Source organism: Sphingomonas adhaesiva (genome assembly GCF_002374855.1).
Classification (GTDB): Bacteria; Pseudomonadota; Alphaproteobacteria; order Sphingomonadales; family Sphingomonadaceae; genus Sphingomonas; species Sphingomonas adhaesiva.
In genome coordinates this window covers 243,213-265,155 of the sequence record NZ_NWVC01000002.1, presented here as the reverse complement: position 1 = coordinate 265,155, position 21,943 = coordinate 243,213, and the positions used below count along the sequence as shown (strand labels likewise).

Below are 21,943 nucleotides of genomic sequence, written 5' to 3'. Positions count from 1 at the left end.
CGTAATTCGCGATTATTCCGCGGCGATCGGCTCGATCGTCCCGCTGCCCGCGGTGGCGCCGCGTACCGCGCGATCCAGCGCGGCGAGCGTGAACGGCTTGCGCAGCACCGGGCGCCCGCCCAGGTCGATCCCGCCGCCCGCTTCCCCGGCGAACCCCGTGACGAACAGCACCGGCACGCCGGCATAGGCGGCCGGCAGGACGGCGACCATTTCCGGCCCGGTCAGCGACGGCATCAGCACGTCGGACACGATCAGGTCGACGTGCCGCATCGTGGCCAGCATGTCGCCGGCGTGCGCGGCATCGTTGCACTCGACCGGGTGATGCCCCAGTTCGCGCAGCGCCCCCATGGTCGCCGACAGGACGCGCGGATCGTCCTCCACCACCAGGATGGCCAGTTCCGATGGAGCGGGCACGTCGACCATGTCCGGCGCGGCGGGGACGGGGGCGAGCGCGGGCGGCGCGATCGACGGGGCGCTGACGCCCGCGGCGTCGCGCGGCAGCAGCAACGACACGGTCGTGCCCCGACCGGGGCTGGATTCGATCGACACCTCGCCGCCGACCGCCTGGGTGAAGGCGAAGATCTGGCTGAGGCCCAGCCCGGTGCCCTTGCCGACCGCCTTGGTGGTGAAGAACGGTTCGAACACCCGCTCGATCACCTCGGGCGGGATGCCGCAGCCGGTGTCCGCCACCGAGATCGCCAGATAGTCGCCCGGCTGGCGGGGGCCGTGCGCGGCCGCGAAGCTGGCGCAGCGCGCCGCGATCGACAGGGTGCCGCGCCCCTCCATCGCGTCGCGCGCATTCACCGCCAAGTTGACGATGACATTCTCCAGCTGGACGCGATCCGCACGGGTGCACCAGCCCTGGCTGTCGTCGTGGAAGGTCACGGTGATGCCGTCGCCCAGCGTGCGGCTGAGCAGGTCCGACAGGCCCGAGAACAGCGCACCGGCGCAGATCGGCTCCGGATTGATCGCGGTTTCGCGCGCGAAGGCGAGCAGCCGGCTGGTCAGCGCGGCGGCGCGGTGCGCGCCTTCGTGCGCGCTGTCCAGATGCCGTGCGGCCTGCGCCGGATCGCGAAGCAGGTGGCGCTGCGCCAGTTCCAGTCCGCCGAGAACGACCGCCAGCATATTGTTGAAATCGTGCGCGATGCCGCCGGTCAGCTGGCCGACCGCCTCCATCTTCTGCACCTGGCGCAGGCGTGCCTCCTGCGCGCGCAGCTCGGCCGTGGCCTGTTCGACGGCGGCGGCGAGTTCGTCGGCCCGCTCGCGTTCCTCGTCCGCCTCGGCGCGGGCGATCGCGCGATCGGCGAGCGCGCGGACCATGATCCAGCCCATCGCGATCGCGCCCAGCACCAGCAGGACGCCGAACACCGCCAGCACCTTGGCGATGGTGGTGGACCGCCGGACCGAGGCGAGCGCCTGCGACGTGCGCGCCTCCAGCAGCATGCGTTCGTCGGCGATCAGCCCGGTCAGCGCGGCGTTGATCGCCTCCAGCGATTCGGTCTGGCGCAATTGCCAGTAGCGCGACAGCGCCTGGTCGTTGCGCCGGTAGTTCGTTTCCAGCGCGGTCGCGGCCAGTTCGCCGCCGCGCTGCTGGAAGGCGGCGCGCAGGTCGGCGAGGTGCACGCGCTGGGTCGGATTGTCGCCGGCGAGCTTTTCCAGCCGGTTGATCGTCTCGCCCGCGCGGCGCCAGTCCTCGAAATACAGCCGCCCCAGCTGCTGGTCGCCGGACACGACATAGCGGCCCAGCGATGCCTCCGACCGGCCGATCGTCCCCTGCAGCGTGCGCGCCAGAATCATCACGTCATAGCTGTGCCGCTGCGCCGCGAGCGCGCGGTCGCGTTGCCGGTTCGCCTCGCCCAGGGTGATGACGAGCGCGGCAAGGACCACCGCGCCTGCCAAGGCCATCACCGACAGGGTGATGGTCCGCCAGGCCGATACCAGCCCCCCACGGGCCACGGCACTATCGACGTCGTTCACCGGCGCAGCGTATCGTGTTGCCCTGTTGCGGGGAAGAGCCGATCAGCCGATCGCGCCGACGGCTTTACCCGCCGCGGCGAACATGCCGATCACGCGATCGAGCTGTTCGGTGGTGTGTTCGGCGCACAGCGAACAGCGCAGCAGGAACATGCCCGCGGGCGTGGCGGGCGGGCGCGCGACGTTGACGTACAGCCCGGCCTCCAACAGCGCCTGCCACATCAGCACTGCCTGTTCCTGATCGTTGAGGATCACCGCGACGATCGCCGAATCCGGCGCGGTCGTGCCCAGCCGGAAGCCGAGTGCGGTAAGACCGCCGTGCAGCTGGCGGGCGTTGTCCCACAGCCGGCGGCGCTTGTCCGCGGCGGTCATCAGCTTGCGGATCGATGTGGCGGCGGTCGCCACCACCGACGGCGGCAGCGACGCGGTGAAGATGTACGGGCGGCACGAAAAGCGCATCGCCTCGAACTTCGGATGGTTGGAGATGCAGAAGCCGCCGACCGTGCCGACCGACTTGGAGAAGGTGCCGATGACGAAATCGACGTCGGTGCCCAGCTGCAGCCCCTGTTCCTCGTACACGCCGCGGCCATGCTCGCCGAAGAAGCCCATCGAATGCGCTTCGTCCACCAGCACCATCGCGCCGTGCTTCTTCGCGACCGCGACCATCTCCTTCAGCGGGGCGATGTCGCCCAGCATCGAATAGACGCCCTCCAGCACTACCAGCTTGCCCGGTTCGGCGGGCAGGCGGCCGAGTCGCTTGTCGAGATCCTCGACCGAATTGTGGCGGAAGCGCACGACCTCCGCATCGCCCATCTTGCAGCCGTCGTAGATCGAGGCGTGGCTGTCGGCGTCGAGGATGACATATTCGCCGCGCGCCGCCATCGTCGAGATGGTGCCCAGGTTCGCCTGATATCCGGTCGAGAAGACCATCGCGTGATCGGCGCCGTAGAATTCCTTCAGCGCCTCCTCCGCCTCGACATGGTCGCGGAAGGTGCCGTTGAGCATCCGGCTGCCGTTGGTGCCGCTGCCGAACTGGTCGAGCGCGGCCTTGCCCGCGGCGATCACGTCCGCGTCGAAGGTCATGCCCATGTAATTGTAGGTGCCGAGCAGGATCGTCTCGCGCCCCTTGATGACCGCGGTGGTCGGGCCGAGCACGCGCTCCATGACGATGCCGAACGGATCGCGCACGCCCGACGCCATCAGCGCGGCACGTTCCGCGATCAGCGGATCGAACTTGGAGAACAGGTCGCGCTCCGGCGCCACCACGGGCGCTTCGGCGGGGAGCGTGTCGGCGGCAAGGCCCGCTTCGGTCATCCTCTTCAGCCCTTCAGCTTGGCGACCGCATCGGCCAGCTGGCCGACCGTCTCGATCTCTGCCTGCATGTTCATCGTGATGATGATGTCGAATTCGTCCTCGATCGCGGCGACGAAGTCCATGACGGTCAGCGAATCCCATTCCAGGTCGCCCTGGAAGCTGGTCGCCTCGGTCACGGTGATGCCCTTCTTGTTGAAGGGTTCGATCTGCGCCTTGAGCGTGTCGATGATGGCGGTGCGGTCGGTCATGGAGCCTCCGTGGCCGGCAAATGCGGCGGTTCTCGGGCGGCGCTATAGCAAGCCGTGGGCGCGATACCACAATGCCGTGTCGGCCATGCCCTGCGCGGTGGGGATCTGCGCGGTCCATAGGGCGGGGGGCGGGCGGCGCGCGGGGGCGGCGGTCCAGTCGGGATGGAGCATGTAGGCGACGCGATCGGCGGTCAGCCGCGCAGCCCCGCGACGCACCAGCCGGTCGGCGCGCGCGGCGGCGCGCAGCAGCGCGGCGGGCAGCGGCAGCGCGCGCGCCCTGGCGCCGACGCCGGCGGCGATCGCGTGCGCGAAATCGGCATAGGACATCGCGCCGGACGGATCCTCCGGCTCGTAGATCGCATGGTCCCCCGGTGCGGCGGCCAGCGCCAGCAGCAGCCGCGCGAGATCGTCGACGTGCAGGATCGACAGCCGCCCGGCGGCGGGCGGGGTGGGGACGAGCCCGCGCTTGGCCGCGCGGAACAGGTCGCGCTGGTCCATGTCGCCGGGGCCGTAGACGCCGGGCGGGCGCACGATCGTCCAGTCGAGGTCGCTGGCGGTCACGACGTCCTCTGCCCCCGCCTTCGACCAGCCGTAGTTCGACAGCCCCGGTTCGCGCGCGGCGAGCGAGGAGACGTGGACGAAGCGCGCCACCGCCCAGACCCGCGCGGCCTCCACCAGCGCGCGCGTGCCGTCGATATTGGCGGCGGCGAAGGCGGCGCGCGAGGGGGCGTTGACCGCGCCGGCGATGTGGATCACCGCATCGGCGGTCGAGACAAGGGCCGACAGCGCGTCGCGATCCGCCAGCGTGCCGACGATCCACGTCACCCCGTCGCGCGGGGGCTGTTCGCGGCGGGCGAGCGCACGCACCGTATGTCCCGCCGACAGCGCCTGGTCGATCGTCCGCGCACCGACGAAGCCGGTGCCGCCGGTGATCGCCAGGATCACAGCAACGCCATGTGGTTGCGATGGACCAGCGCGCTGCGCGGCGCATAGCCCAGGATCGCGGCATGATCGTCGCTGCGGCGCCCGAGCAGTCGCATGGCATCGTCCGAATCATATTCCGACAACCCGCGCGCCAGGATTCCGTCCGGCCCCTCGATCGTGACCAGATCGCCGCGCACGAAACGCCCGTCGATCCGCGTCGCGCCCGCCGCCAGCAGGCTGCGCCCGTCGACCAGCGCGCGCGCCGCGCCGGCATCGACATGGATCGCGCCCTTCGCGGTCAGCCCGCCGGCCAGCCACGCCTTGCGCGCGGGGGCGGACTGCGCCGCGACGAACAAGGTGTGGCGCGCCGCGGTGGACAGCGGCCGGTCGATCCGCCCCGAAGCGATCGCCAGCCCCGCGCCCGCGGCATTGGCGATCCGCGCGGCGGCGATCTTCGACACCATCCCGCCCGATCCCATGCCGGAGGCGGAGCCGCGATCGGCCATCCCCTCGATCGCACCGTCGATCCGCTCGACGCGCGGGATGTGCACCGCGCCGGGCAGCGCCGGATTGCGATCGTACAGCCCGTCGATGTCGGACAGCAGCACCACGCCCGCCGCGCCCGCCGCCTGCGCGATGCGCGCGGCGAGGCGATCGTTGTCGCCGAAGCGGATCTCCTCGGTCGCGACCGAATCGTTTTCGTTGATGACCGGGACGACGCCTAGTTGCAGCAGCCGGTTCAGCGTGGCGGCGGCGTTGAGGTAGCGGCGCCGCTCCTCCAGGTCGCCCAGCGTCACCAGCATCTGCGCGGCGGTCAGCCCGACGGCGCCCAGCACCTCTGCCCAGACGCCGGCGAGCGCGATCTGCCCGGCGGCGGCGGCGGCCTGCGCATCCTCCAGGCTGGCGCGCCCACCCTTGGGCAGGCCCAGCCGCCGCGCGCCCAGCGCGATCGCCCCCGACGAGACGACCGCCACCTGCTGCCCGGCGGCGACGCGCGCGGCGATATCGGCGGCGATCCCCTCCAGCCATGCCCGCCGCACCCCGCCATCGGGATCGACGAGCAGCGCGGAGCCGATCTTGACGATCAGGCGCGGACAGGCGGCAGGCGGGAACAGCAACATGGCGGCGCCTGCCTAGCGTGGGTGCGCGCGGCGTGCCACGATGAACTTCTGGCCAAGGCGCTGGCGTATTGCCGCGCGCGCAGCCTGTCGGGGGGATACGGGAATGCGGTGGGGGGCAACGGCGGCGATCGGGATGGTCGCCACGATCGCGATGCGGGCGGTGTCGGCGCAAGCGGTTTCGGCGGAAACGGTGCGCGGTACCGCGCAGATCGCCGGCGTCGACAGCGCGGTCGAATTGCAGACCGGGGAGGGCATTGGCGACGTGCGGTACCGGCCGCTGGCCGGGGGAGCGGCGTGGACCAGTGTCCCGCTCGATACGCTGGCGCCGGTCATCGCGATCCTGGCGGACCAGCGGCTGGCCTTCCTGCACGAGGCGATCACCCGCTGGGCCGGGGACGATCTGTCGCTGCTGCGCGATGCGATGATCGCGCGGACGCGTGCCGCGTGGGAGGCGGGCCGCGCCGGGGCGCGGGCGGGGCAGCCGTCGCAGGGCGCGGTCCGGACCCGCACGCGCGCGCTGCTGCAATATGCCACCGCGCTGCGCGATGCCGGACGGTGGCCGGAGGCGATCGCGCTGTTGCGGCAGGAGCGCGACGCCAACCCGTTGAAGGGCGAATGGGACCGTTCCGAATGGTCGAGCGTCTCTCTGGCGATCGCGGGGGCGCAGGCCGAGCAGGGGCGTCTCGACGATGCCGTGGCCACGCTCGACGACGCGGCGGCGCGGCTGGACGCGTCCCCCTATGCGATCAACGCCGATCTCCAGGCCGCGTCGATGCTGGCGATGGCGGGTCGCTATGAGGCGGCATCACGGCATTTCGATCGTGCGGAGCACGCCTTCGCGCCGCTGGCGAAGCGGGCGCAGGTCGTGCCGGGCGCGATGGTGCAGTTCGACACGGTGCGCGCCTGCGTGCTGCACGGACTGGGCAGGACCGCGGAGGCGGCGGCGTTGCTCGCGCGGATCGACCAAGCCGCTGCGCCGGAAAGCCGCCGCTACGCGCCGCCGCCCAATCGCGTCCTGCTTGAACGGGCGGCGATCTGCATGAAGGACGCGACGGCGCTGGCGCACGTGTGGCGGCGCGATCTGGAACGACTGCCGGTCGGATCGGTGATGCTGGTCACCGTTCAGCCGGGTTTCCGGCAACCCTATTACGATGCCGCGACGCTGGAACGCGCGCGGGCGATTCTCGGCGCGCCGCCACCGCTGCGCATCCTGCCGGACCGCTACGCGCCGGCGCTGAACAGCTGGCGGTAAGGGGGCGTCACACCGGCGACCATTGCACCTCGTCTTCCTCGCCATCGTCCTCCACTGGACGCCCGGCTGCGGGAATCGCCTCCAGCAGGCGGTCGAGCACCCAGTCGACGCCGACGCCGCTGACGCCCGACAGCGGGATGACCGGGCCGCCGCTGGCTTCCTCCAACTCCGCCGAGAGCGCGGCGATCAACTCGTCGTCGAGCGTGTCAATCTTGTTGAGCGCGACGACCACCGGCTTTTCGTCCAGTCCGCCGCCATAGGCCGCCAGTTCGTCGCGGACGATGCGATAGCTTTCCGCCACATCCTTGTCGTTGGCGTCGATCAGGTGGAGCAGCACGCGGCACCGCTCGATATGCCCCAGAAAGCGGTCGCCGATCCCCGCGCCGTCGGCCGCACCCTCGATCAGGCCGGGGATGTCGGCGACGACGAACTCGCGCTGGTGGTGGCGCACCACGCCCAGCTGCGGGCGGGTGGTGGTGAAGGCATAGGCGCCGACCTTCGCCTGCGCATTGGTGACCGCGTTGATGAAGGTCGACTTGCCGGCATTGGGCAGCCCGACCAGCCCGGCATCGGCCAGCAGCTTGAGCCGCAGCCACACCCATGCCTCGTCCGAGGGCCAGCCGGTGCCGTGCTGGCGCGGCGCGCGGTTGGTCGACGTCTTGTAGCTGGCATTGCCGCGCCCGCCATCGCCGCCGCGCAGGAACACGATGCGTTCGCCGACGCGCGTCAGATCGGCGAGCAGGGTGCGCTCCTCGTCATCGGCCAGAACCTGCGTGCCGACCGGCACCTTGATGACCATATCGTCGCCGCCCGCGCCGGTGCGGTTGCTGCCCGACCCGCCCTGTCCGCGCGGGGCGCGGAAATGCTGGGTGTAGCGAAAGTCGATCAGCGTGTTCAGCCCGGCGACCGCCTCGAAGATGATGTCGCCGCCCTTGCCGCCGTTGCCGCCGTCCGGCCCGCCATATTCGATATACTTTTCGCGCCGGAAACTGACCGCGCCGGGGCCGCCCGCGCCGGAGCGGACGAAAATCTTTGCCTGATCGAGGAAATGCATGGCGGGCGCCTTACCGCTTCGGCGCGGTTAAAGCGATATCGGAGTGTGGGGGGCGGCGCGGGGTGCAGGGGGGTGGCGACGGGTGGTGCCGTGGCTGGTTTTGGTGGTTAGCTGCCGTTCGGCTTCGACCAACGGCGGAAGAAGGCCTGCCGCGCGGACACTCGCTCTCGATGCTCCGCCGCTGCCCGCTCTTGAAAGTCGGAACGGCTGTAACCGGCCGCCCAGCGGTAGAGGGACACGAGCATGATGGTGAACATCCCCGCGACACCGAGCGCAAGAACGCTAAGAACGACCGGACCGTCGTGCGAAAAGCCCAAACTCTCAAGAGCGCCGATGGCCGCTAGGCTCAAGAAGACTGGTACACCCCACACAAGGCGCTGCGCGAAGGCGAACACCGAATTGTATCTTCGGCTCGCCCAATCCCGATCCATCCATTTGATCAGCGCACGAAACATAATGAGCCGCTCCGTCAGGGCTGTCTTTGGGCGCAAGCGGCCATCGCGCGACCGGCGTCAGGTGGCCGGCGTGGTTCCGTCGATATGGTCCGCCAGCAGCATCTGTCGCGCGATCGCGCGGGCGCGGTCGCGGGGGAGGTCGAGCGCGCGGGCCATCGGGGCGCCCAGCAGCGCGTCGCCCAGCGCCATCAGCACCAGATGCAGCGTTTCGTCGCGGATCGGCACGTTGGGGCGATCCTCGTCCTTCGACAGATCCTCGACCAGGTCGTGGATCGCGGTCAGGATCGGGTCGAGCGCGTCCTGGTTGCCGTTCAGGATCATCCACCCGGCCAGCGCGCCCGCGCCGTTGCAGCCGAACGCGTCGAAGACCAGGTCGACCAGCTCCGCCGGGTCGCGCGCGGCGCGCGAGCGGTGGACGGCGTCGCGGATCGTGCCGACGATGCTGGTCGCCATCCGCTCGATCAGCGCCTTTTGCAGGCCGTCGGCCGAGCCGAAATGATGGAGCAGATTGGCGTGGGTGCGCCCGATCCGCGCCGCCACCGCCTTCAGCGTCACCGCCTGCGGCCCCGATTCGACCAGCAGGGAACGCGCCGCATCCAGCGCCGCGTCGCGCGACGCTTCGGGCGTCAGGCGACGGCGGGGGGTTGAAAGCGCGGTGGCGGTCACGTAACTTACACTCTTGTCAGTTATTGTTCGTTGTCCTTACCCTTACTGGAGGTTTCCGTGGCGAAAGCAACCACGCCCGCCGACCTGACGATCACTCCGCGCGACCGGCGCTTCGCCCGCGACGGGCAGGTGCGGCGCTGGTGGCTGAACGACGATCCCTATGCGACCGCCTTCTACAACGCGCTGTCGGTGACGTTCCCGAAGGGCGAGGGCTTCTTCGTCGACAGCGTGCGCCGGTTCCGCGACGGCACGCCGCCCAAGCTGGAGCGCGAGATCAACGCCTTCATCAAGCAGGAAGTGCTGCACACGCGCGAGCATGTAGCGTTCAACCGCCATGTCGCCGACCAGGGTTATGACACCACGCTGCTCGACCGCGACGTCGATGCCGCGCTGGCGCTGACAAAGGGCAGGCCGCCGATCGGCAGCCTGGCGGCAACCTGCGCGCTGGAGCATTTCACCGCGATGCTGGCGCATGCGCTGATCGCCGACCCGCGCCATCTGGACGGCGCCGACCCGCAGGCGCGCGCGCTGTGGCTGTGGCACGCGGCCGAGGAGATCGAGCACAAGGGTGTCGCGTATGACACCTGGCTGCACGCCACGCGCGACTGGCCGCGCCTTCGGCGCTGGTGGGTCAAGTCGCTGGTGATGTGGCTGACCAGCTGGCAGTTCCTGAAGGGCCGCGCGCGCGGCATGGCCGAGCTGTTGCGGCAGGACGGGCTGACCGGACCGAAGGTGTGGGCGCGAATGGCGTGGTATGCGTTCGGCCGCCCCGGCATGGCGCGCACGATGGCGGGGGTGTGGCTTGCCTATTTCCTGCCTGGCTTCCACCCGTGGAAGCATGACGACCGCGCGCTGATCGGGCTGGCGGAAAGCGACTATGAAGCGGCGGTGATGCCGCAGGCGGCGTAAGCCGGCGCATCCCCCGCGCCGGGTGGGGTGCGGGGGATGCGGGCGGGATCAGGCGGCGATCGGCATGTTCGACGGGTCGTCGGCCGCTTCGCCATCGCCGCGCAGGTCGATCGCGAAGTCGATGCACTCCACCTCGCCACCGCGCGAGAGCGTGGGGAGGCGCGAGCGCGTGCCGGTGGGTGCGAACCCCAGCTTGCGCATGACCCGGCCGGAGGCGGGATTGTCGACGAAGTGCCGCGCGACCACGCGCCGCAGCCCCAGCGCGTGGCGGGCGATATCGAGCACCGCGCGGCCCGCCTCGGTCGCATAGCCGCGGCCCCAGGCGTCGGGCGTCAGCCAATAGCCGAGTTCCCAGTCGCCATGCGCCTCCAGATGGAGGCCGATGCCGCCGATCAGCCGATGATCGCCGAACCGCTCGCAAATCTGGAAGCGCGCCTCATGCGCGCCGCGCGGCAATGCCAGGAACGCCTGCGCATCCGCCACGCCATAGGGCCAGGGCGCGCGCGACAGGTTGCGCACCACCGCCTCGTGGCCGATCGCGCGCGCCAGTGCGGGCGCATCCTCCGGCCAGCCGGGGCGTAACGTCAGTCGGGGCGTCAACGCGAACATGCTCCGTCTCCTCGATCGGGCCGCTGCCACGCGCGGATGACGCGGGCGCGACACAGGGCAGGGGAGGGAGCAAGAAAAAAGGGAGCCGGGACGACCCGTCTCCCTTGTCTGGCGGGGTTCCGTTCCCGGAACCGGCGGGTCGCCCTGGTGGGCAACCCGCATGGTCGCCCGATGTTATTCGGCCGCGGCCTGAATCATGTCCACCGAGCAGAACTTGCGACCAAGCTTGCCGTCGTGGAACACGACGCGACCGTCGACGAGCGCGAACAGGGTATGGTCCTTGCCCATGCCCACGTTGCGGCCCGGATAGAATTTGGTCCCGCGCTGACGCACGAGGATGTTGCCCGCGATCGCTTCCTGACCGCCGAACTTCTTCACGCCAAGACGACGGCCGGCCGAATCACGACCGTTGCGCGACGAACCGCCTGCTTTCTTATGTGCCATTGCGAATACTCCTGCGCTGCTGTGGGCTTAGCCGACCGAGACGATCTTGAGGATCGTGTGGTTCTGGCGGTGGCCGTTGCGGCGGCGATAGTTGTGGCGGCGACGCTTCTTGAAAACGATCACCTTCTCGCCCTTGGCCTGGGCGATGATCTCGGCGGCGACGGTCAGGCCGGCGACGTCCTTCAGCTCCGAGCCTTCGCCCGCAAGCAGCACGTCACCCAGCGTCACCGACGCGCCGGCTTCGCCCTCGATCTTCTCGACGACGATCTTGTCTCCGGCGGCGACGCGATACTGCTTGCCGCCCGTGCGCACGACTGCGAACATGGCTCTTGTCACTTCCCAAATATCATGACCCGCAAAGGGCGCACCTTCACGGGAGAAGCGCGGCTGCTAAGGGATGGGGCGATTCGTGTCAACCGCTATCCCGCCGCCCCGCCGATGCCGGCAGGCCGGTCAGTGGCGGTGCAGCGGCTTAAGCCCGTAGCCGCCGTCGGCACGCCGGTCGAACAGCCCGGCGATCGCGGGATGGTCCACCGGCTCGTCGCTGTCGTCGTGCACCAGGTTCTGCTGGCTAACATAGGCGACGTAGGTCGATTCCATATTCTCGGCGAGCAGATGGTAGAACGGCTGGTCCTTGCGCGGGCGCAGCCCCTCCGGGATCGACTGATACCATTCCTCGCTGTTGGCGAAGACGGGATCGACGTCGAAAACCACGCCGCGGAAGTCGAGCATCCGGTGACGGACGACGTCGCCGATCGAGAAACGGGCATGCGCCACCGCGGGCGCCTCGGGCAGGGCGATGGCAGGGGGCGACAGGTGCGTGCGGATCATGACCCCTATCTAATGCGGAAATCGCATCGCACAACGTCGAGCCGCTTGCGTCCGCCGCCCGACCGCGCTAGGGGCGCCCCTCGATCGCCGCCGGCTGCCGTTTTCACGGCTCCGGCGTCCCTCCGCGGAGAGGTGCCAGAGTGGTCGATTGGGACGGTCTCGAAAACCGTTGTGCCCTCACGGGTACCGTGGGTTCGAATCCCACCCTCTCCGCCACCTGTTCCCATTTTTCAACGCCGTACCGCCCATCGCCCGATGACGGCGCACGCACGCGCGTACGTCGGCGATCGATGCCCGCGCGTGTGACAGGCACGAAAAAAGGGCGGGAGCGGACCAATCGCTCCCGCCCGTTCCTCCCAAAGGATGCGATTACTTCGCCGGCTTGGCCGGAATCTTCGTGAATTCGGCATCCAGGCTGGTCAGCACCTTGCCGTTGATCTGATCCGGCGAATATTGCTGGATGTCCTTGAGCGTCATGCCGCGCGCCATGTCGATCTCGTGGCACACGTCATGAAGATGGTCTTGCGGTTAGAAATCACGACGTCTCGCCCGATCGGTCATTAAAAGTACGGAATCGTGCAATTTGCGGCGGGTGGTGACAAGCGATGCCGCGGGCGCTCGCGGGCAGGGCGCCTGCGCTATCGAAGCGGAAGATTGAATTGCGCGGGGTTCCGGGTCAGATCGGCCCATGCAGAGCAGCGACCCGGCCCTCATCACGCGCCCGACGCGCCGCCTGACCGACAAGGGCGCGGCGACGCGCGAGCGCATTCTGGCGGCGACGGTGGACCGGATCGTCGAATCCGGCTTTGCGGCGATGACGATCGAGAGCGTCATGGCGAGGGCAGGGCTGTCGCGCGGATCGGTGCTGCACCAGTTCCCGACCCGGCTCGACCTTGCGATCGCCACCGCCGAGCGGACGATGCGGGCCGTGATGGATGCGGCGCGGACGCGCGCGCACGCCGTCGACGATCCGTTCGAGCGGCTGGCCGGTTACGCGGACATCGTCTGGGATACGCATTCGACCCCGGAAGGGCTGGCGCTGACCGACATCCTCCACGCGGCACGCTGGGACGGGGAATTGCTCGCCGCGATCCAGCCGGTCGCCGCGCAGGTGGAGGCGGAGATCGCCGGCGAACTTCGCTTGCTGGCGGCCGCGGGCGGACTGGTGGAGCCGGAGGCGATGGTCGCGCGCGGATGGCTGCTCGTCGCCAGTGCGCGCGGCCTCATTATCGAGCATCGGCTGGGCAGCAACCGCCACGTCGTCAACGCCGCGATCGAGGAAATGAAGCTGAGCCATCGCCGCTATTGCGAGACGCATGTCCGAGAATAGTCACGATTGATTGGTCGTTGTTGACTATAAAATGCGTTGATGCTCTACCGGGCGTGAGCCGGAGCGCGATGGCGACCCGAGGAGGTGACCCGGCACCTTCCGCCCGGCCGAAAACCGAGCCGGCGGGAGAGACATGATGCGCTTCGGCGGCAGGGTGGCGATCGTGACCGGCGGGGCATCGGGGATCGGGGCGGCGTTCGCGCGGCGGGTGCATGCCGAGGGCGCGGCGGTGATGATCGCCGATCTGGACGTCGAGCGCGGACAGGCGCTGGCCGCCGAACTGGGGGAGCGCGCCGCCTTCCGCAGCGTGGACGTCGCCGATGCGGCGGCGCTGGAAACGCTGGCGGCGGACACAGCGGCGGCCTTCGGTGGGATCGACATCCTCTACAACAACGCCGGGATCGGCTGCTACGGGCTGACCCCCGATCTGGCGATCGACCAGTGGCGGCGGGTGGTGGCGGTCAATCTGGATGCGGTCTTCTACGGCTGCCGCGCGGTCATCCCGTACCTTAAGGCGCGCGGCGGCGGCGCGATCGTCAACACCGCCTCCGCCAGCGGGCTGCACGCCGACTATGGCTTCACCGCCTACAATGCCGCCAAGGCGGGCGTCATCAACTACACGCGCAGCCTGGCGATCGACCATGCGCGCGACGGCATCCGCGCCAACGCCGTCTGCCCCGGCCCGGTCGACACGCCGATCCTGACCAGCGGAGTCGATGCGATCCCCGGCCTGCGCGCCCAATGGGAGCAGGTCGTCCCGGCCGGTCGGTTCGCGCAGCCCGAGGAGATTGCGGCGGTGGCCGCCTTCCTGGCCAGCGACGACGCCAGCGCGGTCACCGGCGCGGCGATCCCGGTCGACGGCGGGCTGACCGCCCATACCGGCCAGCCCGATCTGCGCGCCCGCATGGAAGCGGCGGCATCCCAGAACGTGTGAAGAGAGCGATCATGACCACCCCGTCCGACGCCGGCGACACCCCCCGTTTCCAGATCTATCGCGCGGCCGATGCGTCCGATTACCGCGAGACGTCGTGCATGGAGGTGACGGGGCTGACCGACGTCATCACCGACGGCATCACCCGCGCGGAGGCGGCCGGCGCGTCGGAGGGCAATGTCGTCAAGCTGCTGTTCGCGATGCCGGGGATGAGCCTGACTTACGCCTGGTTCAAGAGCGGTTTCCCGCTGCCGCTGCACAGCCACAATGCCGATTGCCTTTATTACATCGTCGCCGGAACGCTGCGGCTGGGGACGGAGGAACTGGGCGCGGGCGACGGCTTCTTCGTCGGGCGCGACGTGCCGTACAATTACAAGCCCGGACCGGACGGGGTGGAGGTGCTGGAATTCCGCACCGCCGACACGTTCGACATCCGCTTCCTGGGGAAGACGACCGCCTTCTGGGACAAGACCGTCTCCGCACTGGAGGCGGAGCGTCCGAAATGGGCCGCGCAGCGCCCGCCGCACGAACTGGCCACGGCGCGATGAGCGCGCCGATGCGCGCGCCGGTGCGGCGCGTCCCGTCGCTTCCGGTCGCCGACGTGCCCGATGCCGTACCGGGCGCGGGGCAGGTCGTGGCGCAGGTGCTGGAGGGGTAAGGGCGCCGCAGTGGCAGGACAGTCCGCCGACGGCCGCGTCGTCGTCAATCGGGGGTGATCCCGCCGACAGGCATCGCCGGGCGGTGCGGAACGCCGTAAGAGGCGGGGATGAGCACCGACCGACGTATTTCGCGCATCGTGATTCTGGGCGGGGGAACCGCGGGCTGGATGACCGCGGCGGCCTTGTCGCGCAGCTTCGGGCGCTCGGTGGCGATCACCCTGCTGGAGTCGGACGAAATCGGAACCGTCGGCGTCGGCGAGGCGACGATCCCGACGATCCACTGGTTCAACGACCTGATCGGCCTGGACGAGGCCGAATTCCTGCGCGAGACCAAGGCGACGTTCAAGCTGGGGATCGAATTCGTCGACTGGACCCGGCCCGGCCACCGCTATTTCCACCCGTTCGGCCAATATGGCGCGCCCCTGCCGGGGGTGGCGTTCCACCATCGCTGGCTGAAGGCGCGCGCACAGGGCAGCGACGTGCCGCTGTCGGGGCTGTCGCTGGCGGCACGGCTGGCGGCGGAGGGGCGCTTCGCCAAGCCGGTGGGCGATGCGCGGTCGATCCTGTCGACGCTGGGCTATGCCTATCATTTCGACGCCGGGCTGTACGCCCGCTACCTGCGGCGGCTGGCGGAGGCCGCGGGCGTGGTGCGGGTGGAGGGGCGGCTGCGCGACGTGGTGCGCGATGGCGACGACGGGCAGGTGACCGCGTTGCTCACCGAACGCGGCGAGACGCTGGCCGGCGAATTGTTCGTCGATTGCTCCGGCTTCCGTGCATTGCTGATCGACGGTGCGATGGGGGAGGGGCTGGAGGACTGGTCGCACTGGCTGCCGTGCGATCGTGCGGTGGCGGTACCATGCGCGCGGGTCGCCGCGACGACGCCCTATACCCGATCGACCGCGCGGGCGGCGGGGTGGCAATGGCGCATCCCGCTGCAACACCGCACCGGCAACGGCTACGTCTATGCCAGCGCGCATCTGAGCGAGGACGAGGCGACCGCGACATTGCTCGCGAACCTCGACGGCGAGGCGCTGGCGGAGCCGCGCACGCTGCGCTTCACCGCCGGGACACGGCGACGGCCATGGCGTGGGAACGTGGTCGCGATCGGGCTGTCGTCGGGGTTCTTGGAGCCGCTGGAATCCACCAGCATCCATTTGATCCAGAGCGGGATCGCCAAGCTGCTGACGCTGTTTCCCGACCGCGACATGGACCCCGCGCTCGCGGATCGGTTCAACCAGCTGTTCGGTCGCGACATGGACGGGATCAAGGATTTCCTGATCCTGCATTATCACGCCACCAGCGGACGCGACGAGCCGTTGTGGCGGCATTGCCGCACCATGGCGCTGCCCGACACGCTGTCCGCGCGCGTCGCGCAATATCGCCGATCGGGGCGGCTGATCCTGGACAGTGACGAGCTGTTCCGCGAGGCCAGCTGGCTGGCGGTGCTCGACGGTCAGGGGGTGATCGCCAGCGGCTACAATCCGCTCACCGACGCGATCGACGCCGATACCAATCGCGCGCAGGTGGAACAGATCGCGCAGGTGATCGCGCGCGCCGCGCCGACGCTGCCGATGCACGACGACGCGCTGGCGCAGCTGATCGGCGCGCCGTGACCGCGCCCGATGTCGTGGCCCGGCGGATCGGCGCGGAGGGGCAGCCGATCGCGATCGTCGACGGTTTCCATCCCGATCCGGCGGCGCTGCGCATGGCCGCGCTGTCCGCGCGGTTCGAGCCGGGGCGTCACCATTATCCCGGCATCCGCGCGATGCTGCCGCCCGATTATTTCGTGGCGGTGCGCCCGGCGCTGACCGCGGTGCTGGCGGGCGTGTTCGGGCAGCGCGGCGGCGTGTCGCTGCTCGACGCCAGCTTCTCGATCGTGACGACGCCGCCGGAGCGGTTGAGCGTCATGCAGCGGCTGCCGCATGTCGATGCCACTGATCCGCGCCGCATCGCGCTGGTCCATTATCTGGGGGAGGGGGATGGGACGGCGTTCTTCCGCCACCGCGCGACCGGATATGAAACGATCGATACGGCGCGTGCGGCGGGGTATCTGGCGGCGCTGAACGACGAATTGCGCCGCGATGGTGATCCGCCCGCGGCCTATATTGCGGATACGACGCCGCTGTTCGAGCGGACCGCGATGGTCGCGGCGCGGCCGAACCGCGCGGTCGTCTATCGCAGCGCATTGCTCCACAGCGGTGCGATCGCGCCCGGTGCGGCGCTGAGCGACGATCCGGCGCGCGGGCGGCTGACGGTGACGGCGTTCCTGATGCTGGAATGACGCCGTCCCCGCCGGATCGCGGCGCGCCTATTTCCTGGGCGGCTGCACCGCGAGGTAGACGGTGCTCCACAATTGCGCGGCATTCGATTCGTCGACGTCCTGCTTGCCCGCGCCGAAGGCGACCACCTTGTACCGCCCGCCCTGATAGGCCCAGGACCATAGTTCGGAGCTTTGCGTGGCGCGCGTCGCCTGGATCGCGCGCCACAAGGTGGCCTGCGCGCGCGTCAGGATCGCGCGGGTCGCGGCGGGCAGGTCGCGGCGGGCCAGCTGGCGTTCCAGCCCGGCCGCGAACAGCGCCTGCTGCCACGACCAGACGACCGCACCGTGATAGGCGGCCGGGGTGAAGCGGCCCTGCGCGGTCGCATCCGCCTGCGCCGCATTGGCGACGAGCATCCCGATATCGGTCATCAGCCCGGCCGGGAACGGGCGCATCGCCGCGGTGACATAGGTTTCCAGCTCGGCCGGGGAGGGGTTGGAGAACAGCAGCGCGAACCCTTCGTCGGAATTGACGATCGGCACCGCCTTGCCGCCGTCGTCGAGCGACAGCGCATGGAAGGTGAGCGGCGCGTTGCCGAGCGACTCCAGCGCGGGCTGGGCGGGAATGCCCAGCCCGCGCGCATAGTCGCGCACCCGCGCGCTTGCCTGAGCGGCCGGAATGTCGACGCGGAACAGCGCCGGCGCGTGCCGGTGCCAGACCGCGGCCATCGCCCCGGCCTTGCCCAGCGCGGCACGGTCCTGCGGCGTCAGATAGGCGTCGAGCAGCCCGGCACGCAGCATCCGCGCCGCGGCGTCGAGCGCGGCGGGAACGAACACGGCGTTGACGTCATAGGCGTAGCGCCCCCGGCCCAGCCCTTCCTCGCTGTCGCGCCACTGGCCGGTCAGGCGACCTTTCCGGATCGCGACCAGCCGCTCCACCGCCGGTGCCTGCGCGAAGGGGTTGGCGGTGGCGATCACGAAGCGCAGGTTGCGCACCAGCGCCTTGCCCGCCGGCTCGACCGTGCCGGGTACGCCCTCGCTGGTCATCGCCTGCGCCAGGAAGCGGCGTGCCGCACCGCGGTCGGCGTGATCGAGCAGATAGGTCGCGGCGACCGGCGCGAGCATGTAGTCGTCGTCGACCATCGCATAGTCGAGCACCGCGGCGTCGCCGCTGCCGCCATGCGCGCGGCGGTCGACCACCGCGAATTCGCCGATCCCTTCCTCATGCGCGACGTCGCCGCGCGCATCGAGCCGGGCGAGCACCGACCCCAGCCCGGCCTCCACCGCGGCGGGTTGCAGCACGGGCATCAGCATGCGCACCGACATCAATGTGTCGCGCCCGAAATAGGTCTGGAACCGCCACGACCCGGCCAGGAACTTCTCGCGATAGCTGAGGAAGCGCAGCGCATCGCGCGCCGCCGGATCGTTGGCCGCACGCGCGGTCAGCAGCTCGCCCGCGGTCAGCCCGGTCAGCGGCTTTTCGCCGGTGGCGGCGGTGATGCGCAGGCGGATGCGCCCGTCCGCGCCGGCCATGATCGTGGTGCCGTCGATACGGCCGCCCAGTACCTCCAGCCTCAGGTAATAGCCCGGCGCGCCGTCCAGCCGGCGGCGATAGGCGGTCACCGTGTTGCCGCCGACCGCCGGGGTCGCCTCCACCTCGTTCGGCAGGCGGCCGATCGACTGATAGTCGCGCAGGAAGCGGATCGACGACAGCACCGTCTTGTGCAGTTGCAGCCGCGGCGCGTCGATGCTGGCTACGGTCACCACACCGTGCAGCTGGCGGCCGGCCGCGCCGTCCGGCTCGGCCACGGTCAGCGGGCGGGGGGACTGTTCCAGCCGCCACGTCGCCGGGCGGTCGAGCCGCGCGAACCACTGGCCCGTGCCGCTGTTGCCGGCCGGGAAGGCGACCAGGATGCGCGGGTCGACGCCGTTGCGCAGCAGCAGGTGCGCGGCGACCGGCCCCTCGCGCACAAAGGCGTTGATGTTCTGCCCCTCGGTCAGCTGATAGGCCAGGTCGGGTGCGGGTGCCTCACACTGTGCCGTCGCCATCCCTGCCGCCGTCACCAGTGCTGCGCCCAGCATCATGCGCGCCACGTGCTTCATCGCTCTCTCCCGTCGACAAACGGGGGCGCCGCGACCGTTGCCGGTCACGACGCCCCCCGATTTTCTTCTACCCGCCCGGATCAGAAGCGGAAGGTCAGCGACCCGCCATAGGTCGGGCCGACGATGCCGCGGGCGTAGAAATAGCCGTTGGTGATCGCCTGCGTCTGGCCCTGGCGCGGATTGCCCTCGGTCAGGCCGACGACGTTGAAGATATTCTCCGCGTTGATGCTCAGCTGCAGCTGCGGCGTGAGGTTCAGGTTCACGCCGGCGCTGGTGACGCCGTAGCTGGGCAGCGCCACGCCGTTGCCGGCATCGGCGAAGATCTGGCCGATGAACTTGTACCGGCCATAGATCTCACCCAGCCCGTTGGGGAGCGAGAAGGAGGGCGTGACGGTCCACAGCTGGGCGGGCGTCCGCTCGGGCCGGTTGCCTTCGAAACCGGCCTGGGTGGCGCCGTCGATCTGCAGATTGACCAGCTTGGGATCCTGGAACACGCCCTGGAAATCGACCGAGAAGAACTTCACCGGCCGCACCATCACGTCGATCTCGATACCCTTGGTACGCAGGTCGGCGTTGATGTTCTGCTGCTGCGACGGGTTCGTCGGGTTCGCGAAATTGTAGTTCTGGTCGTCGAAATTGGTGCGGAACACCGTCACCGATCCGCTGAAGATGCGCGCATATTGATAGCGCACGCCCGCTTCGTACAGCTTGATCGTGGTGATCGGGTCGACGTTGTTGGTCTGGAACCCGTCGGCATAGCGGCCGTAAATCGACAGGTTCGGGGTGATCAGATAGTTCGCACCCACCGTCCAGGCGATCTTGTCCTGCTTGCGACGGCGCACGTCATACTGGCCCGCGAAGGTCGAGCCGACCGTGGTCAGCACGCCGCCCTGGCCGACCGGCACCAGCTGTTCGAACCCGCCGTTCGCCGCGACGATGCGACGCGACGCATCGGCGGCGGCGGCGTTGCGGCCGTCCAGCGCGACCGCGCTGTCCTGTTCCCAGCGGATGCCGCCGTCGATGCGCAGGTGGTCACCCAGCGCGATTTCGTCGTTGGCGTACAGCGACACCGCTTCGTCGTTGCGCTCGCGGATGCCGTTGCCCCAGTCGCCGTAGGAGACGAGGCCGCTGTCGGTCAGCGATCCGATGACGCCGTTCGCGCCGTTCAGCGCGACGATGTCGTAGACGTCGGAATTGTTGCGCACATCGTTGACGACGCTGGCGGTCGCCGACTGGTTCTGACGACGCTTGACGTTGTAGTACATGCCGCCGACGGTCAGCGAGTTCTTGATCGAACCCGCTTCGAACGCCCAGGTGGCGCCGGCGTTGATGCCCAGATCGCGCCCGTCGATGCGATCGTGGTTCAGCGTCGTGCGCTGGAGGAAGCCGTTGCCGTTCAGCGCGTTGAGCGCCGCGGTCTGGTTCGATCCGATCACCTCCCCGGTGCGGATGTTGCGGATGCCGAAGCGGGTCGCCGTCGGGAACGCCGCCTGCCCGCGGGTCAGCAGGTCGTTGATCGGCGACGTGGCGCCCGGCGTCAGATAGTTGACCGCGCTGGCAAGGCCGGCGTTGCCGGTGCCCGAACCCGGGAACAGGCCGTTGAAGTCATAGGTATAGTCGATGTAGCGCGCGCGGGCGAACAGGTTCAGCGCGTCCGACACCGGCACGTCGACGTCGAGCCGCGCCTGATTGTAGAGCGAGCGGATGCCGTCGCGATAGCGGAACGGGCGATAGCCGCTGGCATCGACATAGGTCGAGACCGGCACGCGGATCGAGCTGAACGCATCGCCGCCGATGTTATCGCGCTGGATGTCGAAGCCGGGGATGCTGGCCGGCTCGCCGTTTTCGAAGCGGTACGGCGACGAGGCATAATAAGCGGTTTCGATATCGCCGCGGCGGCCCGACAGGCGGATCGATCCGCCGCCCGGCAGGCGATATTCCAGCGCGCCCTTGATGCGATAGCCGGCATAGTCGAACGGGTTGCGGCGCACGCCCGGGCTGCTCTGCACATAGCCGCCGAAGTTGAACGCCAGATTCTCGGCCAGCGGCGCGGAATAATAGAAGTCCGCGCGCTTCAGGCCGTAGTTCATGCCCGTCAGGCGCACCGCGCCTTCGAATTCGTTGAAGTTCGGACGCTTGGAGATGAAGTTGATCGTCGCGCCCGCGCCGTTGACGGTCAGCACGCCCGACGAGCCGCCCTTCACCGCTTCCAGCCGGTCGATCGTCAGATCCTGCTGGAAGAAGAAGTCCGCGCCGCCGCCGCCGTACAGGATCGGCATGCCGTCCTCTTCCAGCTGCACGAACCGCTGCCCGCCGCCCTGGAGGCCGCGCACCGAATAGTTGTTCGACGCTTCACCCGCGGTCGCCTCGACGAAGATGCCGGGCACCAGCTCCAGCATATCCGCGGTCGAGCGCGGCGCGCGGCGATCGATATCCTCGCGCGTGGCGTAGGTGATGTCGGCCGAGGAGGTGATGAGCGGACGGTCGCGGGTCGTCTGACCGGTGACCACGATGTCCTGGAGGTCGTCGGCCTGCGCCGCGGGTGCGGTCTGCCCGGCCTGAGCGTCGCTGGCGGCGGTCTGCGCCATCGCCATCGTGGGGGTCAGCGCCGCCCCGGCCAACAAGAACGCGCGCACACTGAAACCGGTTACAATCGACATAGGCCTCCCCCTCTCTGATTCTCGACACGCCCCATTGGGCCGAACGGCCGCGTTAGACGAAGGTCGAAGTCGACGGCAACAGCGCGATGCATCGGGCGTACGGATAAAGGCGGGGTGTGGCCGCGCCGCTACAGACCAGTCGGCGTCAATCACGCTATTGCGAATCCGTATCAACAGCATTAAGCGCGCCCCGTCATCAACA

The 21,943-nt window shown here is 69.5% G+C and carries 22 protein-coding genes and 1 tRNA gene; 8 read left to right on the top strand and 15 right to left on the bottom strand.

The window, feature by feature from the left end:
- Positions 1-12 precede the first annotated feature (12 nt).
- The 5 genes from COA07_RS05745 to proB all read right to left on the bottom strand — a co-directional run bounded on the left by COA07_RS05745 (position 13) and on the right by proB (position 5,581).
- Positions 13-1,905, bottom strand: a complete 1,893-nt coding sequence (locus COA07_RS05745) for an ATP-binding protein (RefSeq protein WP_096640709.1) — start codon at positions 1,903-1,905, stop codon at positions 13-15.
- Positions 1,906-2,019: 114 nt separating this feature from the next.
- Positions 2,020-3,288 (bottom strand): serine palmitoyltransferase, encoded by a 1,269-nt coding sequence (gene spt / locus COA07_RS05740; RefSeq protein WP_066708503.1) that lies wholly within the window; start codon positions 3,286-3,288, stop codon positions 2,020-2,022.
- A 5-nt stretch (positions 3,289-3,293) separates the two neighbouring features.
- Complete coding sequence (locus COA07_RS05735) at positions 3,294-3,536, bottom strand: acyl carrier protein (protein ID WP_066708500.1); 243 nt, start codon at positions 3,534-3,536, stop codon at positions 3,294-3,296.
- 42 nt (positions 3,537-3,578) lie between these two features.
- Positions 3,579-4,481: an NAD-dependent epimerase/dehydratase family protein gene (locus COA07_RS05730; RefSeq protein WP_096640600.1), complete on the bottom strand. Its 903-nt coding sequence runs from the start codon at positions 4,479-4,481 to the stop codon at positions 3,579-3,581.
- Positions 4,478-5,581 carry a glutamate 5-kinase gene (gene proB / locus COA07_RS05725; RefSeq protein WP_066713583.1) on the bottom strand — a complete coding sequence of 368 codons (1,104 nt, stop codon included), beginning with the start codon at positions 5,579-5,581 and terminating at the stop codon, positions 4,478-4,480. Before proB ends, COA07_RS05730 begins: the two co-directional genes overlap by 4 nt.
- A gap of 103 nt (positions 5,582-5,684) precedes the next feature.
- On the opposite strand from proB, the gene COA07_RS05720 reads away from it, so the two are divergent.
- Positions 5,685-6,833, top strand: a complete 1,149-nt coding sequence (locus tag COA07_RS05720; protein ID WP_141396479.1) for a tetratricopeptide repeat protein — start codon at positions 5,685-5,687, stop codon at positions 6,831-6,833.
- Positions 6,834-6,840: 7 nt separating this feature from the next.
- On the opposite strand, the gene obgE is transcribed toward COA07_RS05720, so the two are convergent.
- From obgE to COA07_RS05705, 3 genes are all read right to left on the bottom strand, one after another.
- Positions 6,841-7,887 carry a GTPase ObgE gene (gene obgE, locus COA07_RS05715; RefSeq protein ID WP_066706627.1) on the bottom strand — a complete coding sequence of 349 codons (1,047 nt, stop codon included), beginning with the start codon at positions 7,885-7,887 and terminating at the stop codon, positions 6,841-6,843.
- A 107-nt stretch (positions 7,888-7,994) separates the two neighbouring features.
- On the bottom strand, positions 7,995-8,342 hold the full coding sequence (locus COA07_RS05710; RefSeq protein ID WP_141396478.1) for a hypothetical protein: 348 nt from the start codon (positions 8,340-8,342) through the stop codon (positions 7,995-7,997).
- A 57-nt stretch (positions 8,343-8,399) separates the two neighbouring features.
- Positions 8,400-9,008, bottom strand: coding sequence for a TetR/AcrR family transcriptional regulator (locus COA07_RS05705; protein WP_066706621.1), 609 nt, complete (start codon positions 9,006-9,008; stop codon positions 8,400-8,402).
- Positions 9,009-9,065: 57 nt separating this feature from the next.
- Between COA07_RS05705 and COA07_RS05700 the strand changes: the two genes are divergently transcribed.
- Complete coding sequence (locus COA07_RS05700) at positions 9,066-9,917, top strand: metal-dependent hydrolase (protein ID WP_083956667.1); 852 nt, start codon at positions 9,066-9,068, stop codon at positions 9,915-9,917.
- Positions 9,918-9,965: 48 nt separating this feature from the next.
- Here COA07_RS05700 and COA07_RS05695 read toward each other — a convergent pair whose 3' ends face one another.
- From COA07_RS05695 to hspQ, 4 genes are all read right to left on the bottom strand, one after another.
- The gene (locus COA07_RS05695; RefSeq protein ID WP_066706616.1) at positions 9,966-10,526 is read right to left on the bottom strand and encodes a GNAT family N-acetyltransferase; all 561 of its coding nucleotides are present in this window, start codon (positions 10,524-10,526) and stop codon (positions 9,966-9,968) included.
- A gap of 174 nt (positions 10,527-10,700) precedes the next feature.
- Complete coding sequence (gene rpmA, locus COA07_RS05690) at positions 10,701-10,970, bottom strand: 50S ribosomal protein L27 (RefSeq protein ID WP_066491693.1); 270 nt, start codon at positions 10,968-10,970, stop codon at positions 10,701-10,703.
- A gap of 27 nt (positions 10,971-10,997) precedes the next feature.
- Entirely contained in the window at positions 10,998-11,294 is a 297-nt protein-coding gene (rplU, locus tag COA07_RS05685) for a 50S ribosomal protein L21 (RefSeq protein WP_066491690.1), read from the bottom strand.
- Between the two features lie 129 nt (positions 11,295-11,423).
- Positions 11,424-11,801: a heat shock protein HspQ gene (gene hspQ / locus COA07_RS05680; protein ID WP_066491688.1), complete on the bottom strand. Its 378-nt coding sequence runs from the start codon at positions 11,799-11,801 to the stop codon at positions 11,424-11,426.
- Positions 11,802-11,927: 126 nt separating this feature from the next.
- Here hspQ and COA07_RS05675 point away from each other — a divergent pair.
- A tRNA-Ser gene (locus COA07_RS05675) sits at positions 11,928-12,017 on the top strand.
- Between the two features lie 153 nt (positions 12,018-12,170).
- On the opposite strand, the gene COA07_RS18210 is transcribed toward COA07_RS05675, so the two are convergent.
- Positions 12,171-12,308, bottom strand: a complete 138-nt coding sequence (locus tag COA07_RS18210; RefSeq protein ID WP_157085158.1) for a hypothetical protein — start codon at positions 12,306-12,308, stop codon at positions 12,171-12,173.
- A gap of 181 nt (positions 12,309-12,489) precedes the next feature.
- Here COA07_RS18210 and COA07_RS05670 point away from each other — a divergent pair, with 181 nt between their 5' ends.
- The 5 genes from COA07_RS05670 (at position 12,490) to COA07_RS05650 (ending at position 17,002) form a co-directional block, all read left to right on the top strand.
- Positions 12,490-13,131, top strand: coding sequence for a TetR/AcrR family transcriptional regulator (locus COA07_RS05670; RefSeq protein ID WP_066706613.1), 642 nt, complete (start codon positions 12,490-12,492; stop codon positions 13,129-13,131).
- A gap of 133 nt (positions 13,132-13,264) precedes the next feature.
- The gene (gene budC, locus COA07_RS05665; RefSeq protein ID WP_211280945.1) at positions 13,265-14,065 is read left to right on the top strand and encodes a meso-2,3-butanediol dehydrogenase; all 801 of its coding nucleotides are present in this window, start codon (positions 13,265-13,267) and stop codon (positions 14,063-14,065) included.
- Positions 14,066-14,076: 11 nt separating this feature from the next.
- Positions 14,077-14,610, top strand: coding sequence for a cupin domain-containing protein (locus COA07_RS05660; protein WP_066706612.1), 534 nt, complete (start codon positions 14,077-14,079; stop codon positions 14,608-14,610).
- Between the two features lie 218 nt (positions 14,611-14,828).
- Positions 14,829-16,334: a tryptophan halogenase family protein gene (locus COA07_RS05655; protein ID WP_066706611.1), complete on the top strand. Its 1,506-nt coding sequence runs from the start codon at positions 14,829-14,831 to the stop codon at positions 16,332-16,334.
- A complete protein-coding gene (locus tag COA07_RS05650; RefSeq protein ID WP_066706609.1) occupies positions 16,331-17,002 on the top strand; it encodes a DUF6445 family protein in 672 nt (223 codons plus the stop codon). Before COA07_RS05655 ends, COA07_RS05650 begins: the two co-directional genes overlap by 4 nt.
- Before the next feature lie 27 nt (positions 17,003-17,029).
- On the opposite strand, the gene COA07_RS05645 is transcribed toward COA07_RS05650, so the two are convergent.
- Positions 17,030-19,081 carry a hypothetical protein gene (locus COA07_RS05645; RefSeq protein WP_066706605.1) on the bottom strand — a complete coding sequence of 684 codons (2,052 nt, stop codon included), beginning with the start codon at positions 19,079-19,081 and terminating at the stop codon, positions 17,030-17,032.
- A gap of 80 nt (positions 19,082-19,161) precedes the next feature.
- Positions 19,162-21,717: a TonB-dependent siderophore receptor gene (locus COA07_RS05640; RefSeq protein ID WP_245842033.1), complete on the bottom strand. Its 2,556-nt coding sequence runs from the start codon at positions 21,715-21,717 to the stop codon at positions 19,162-19,164.
- Positions 21,718-21,943 lie beyond the last annotated feature (226 nt).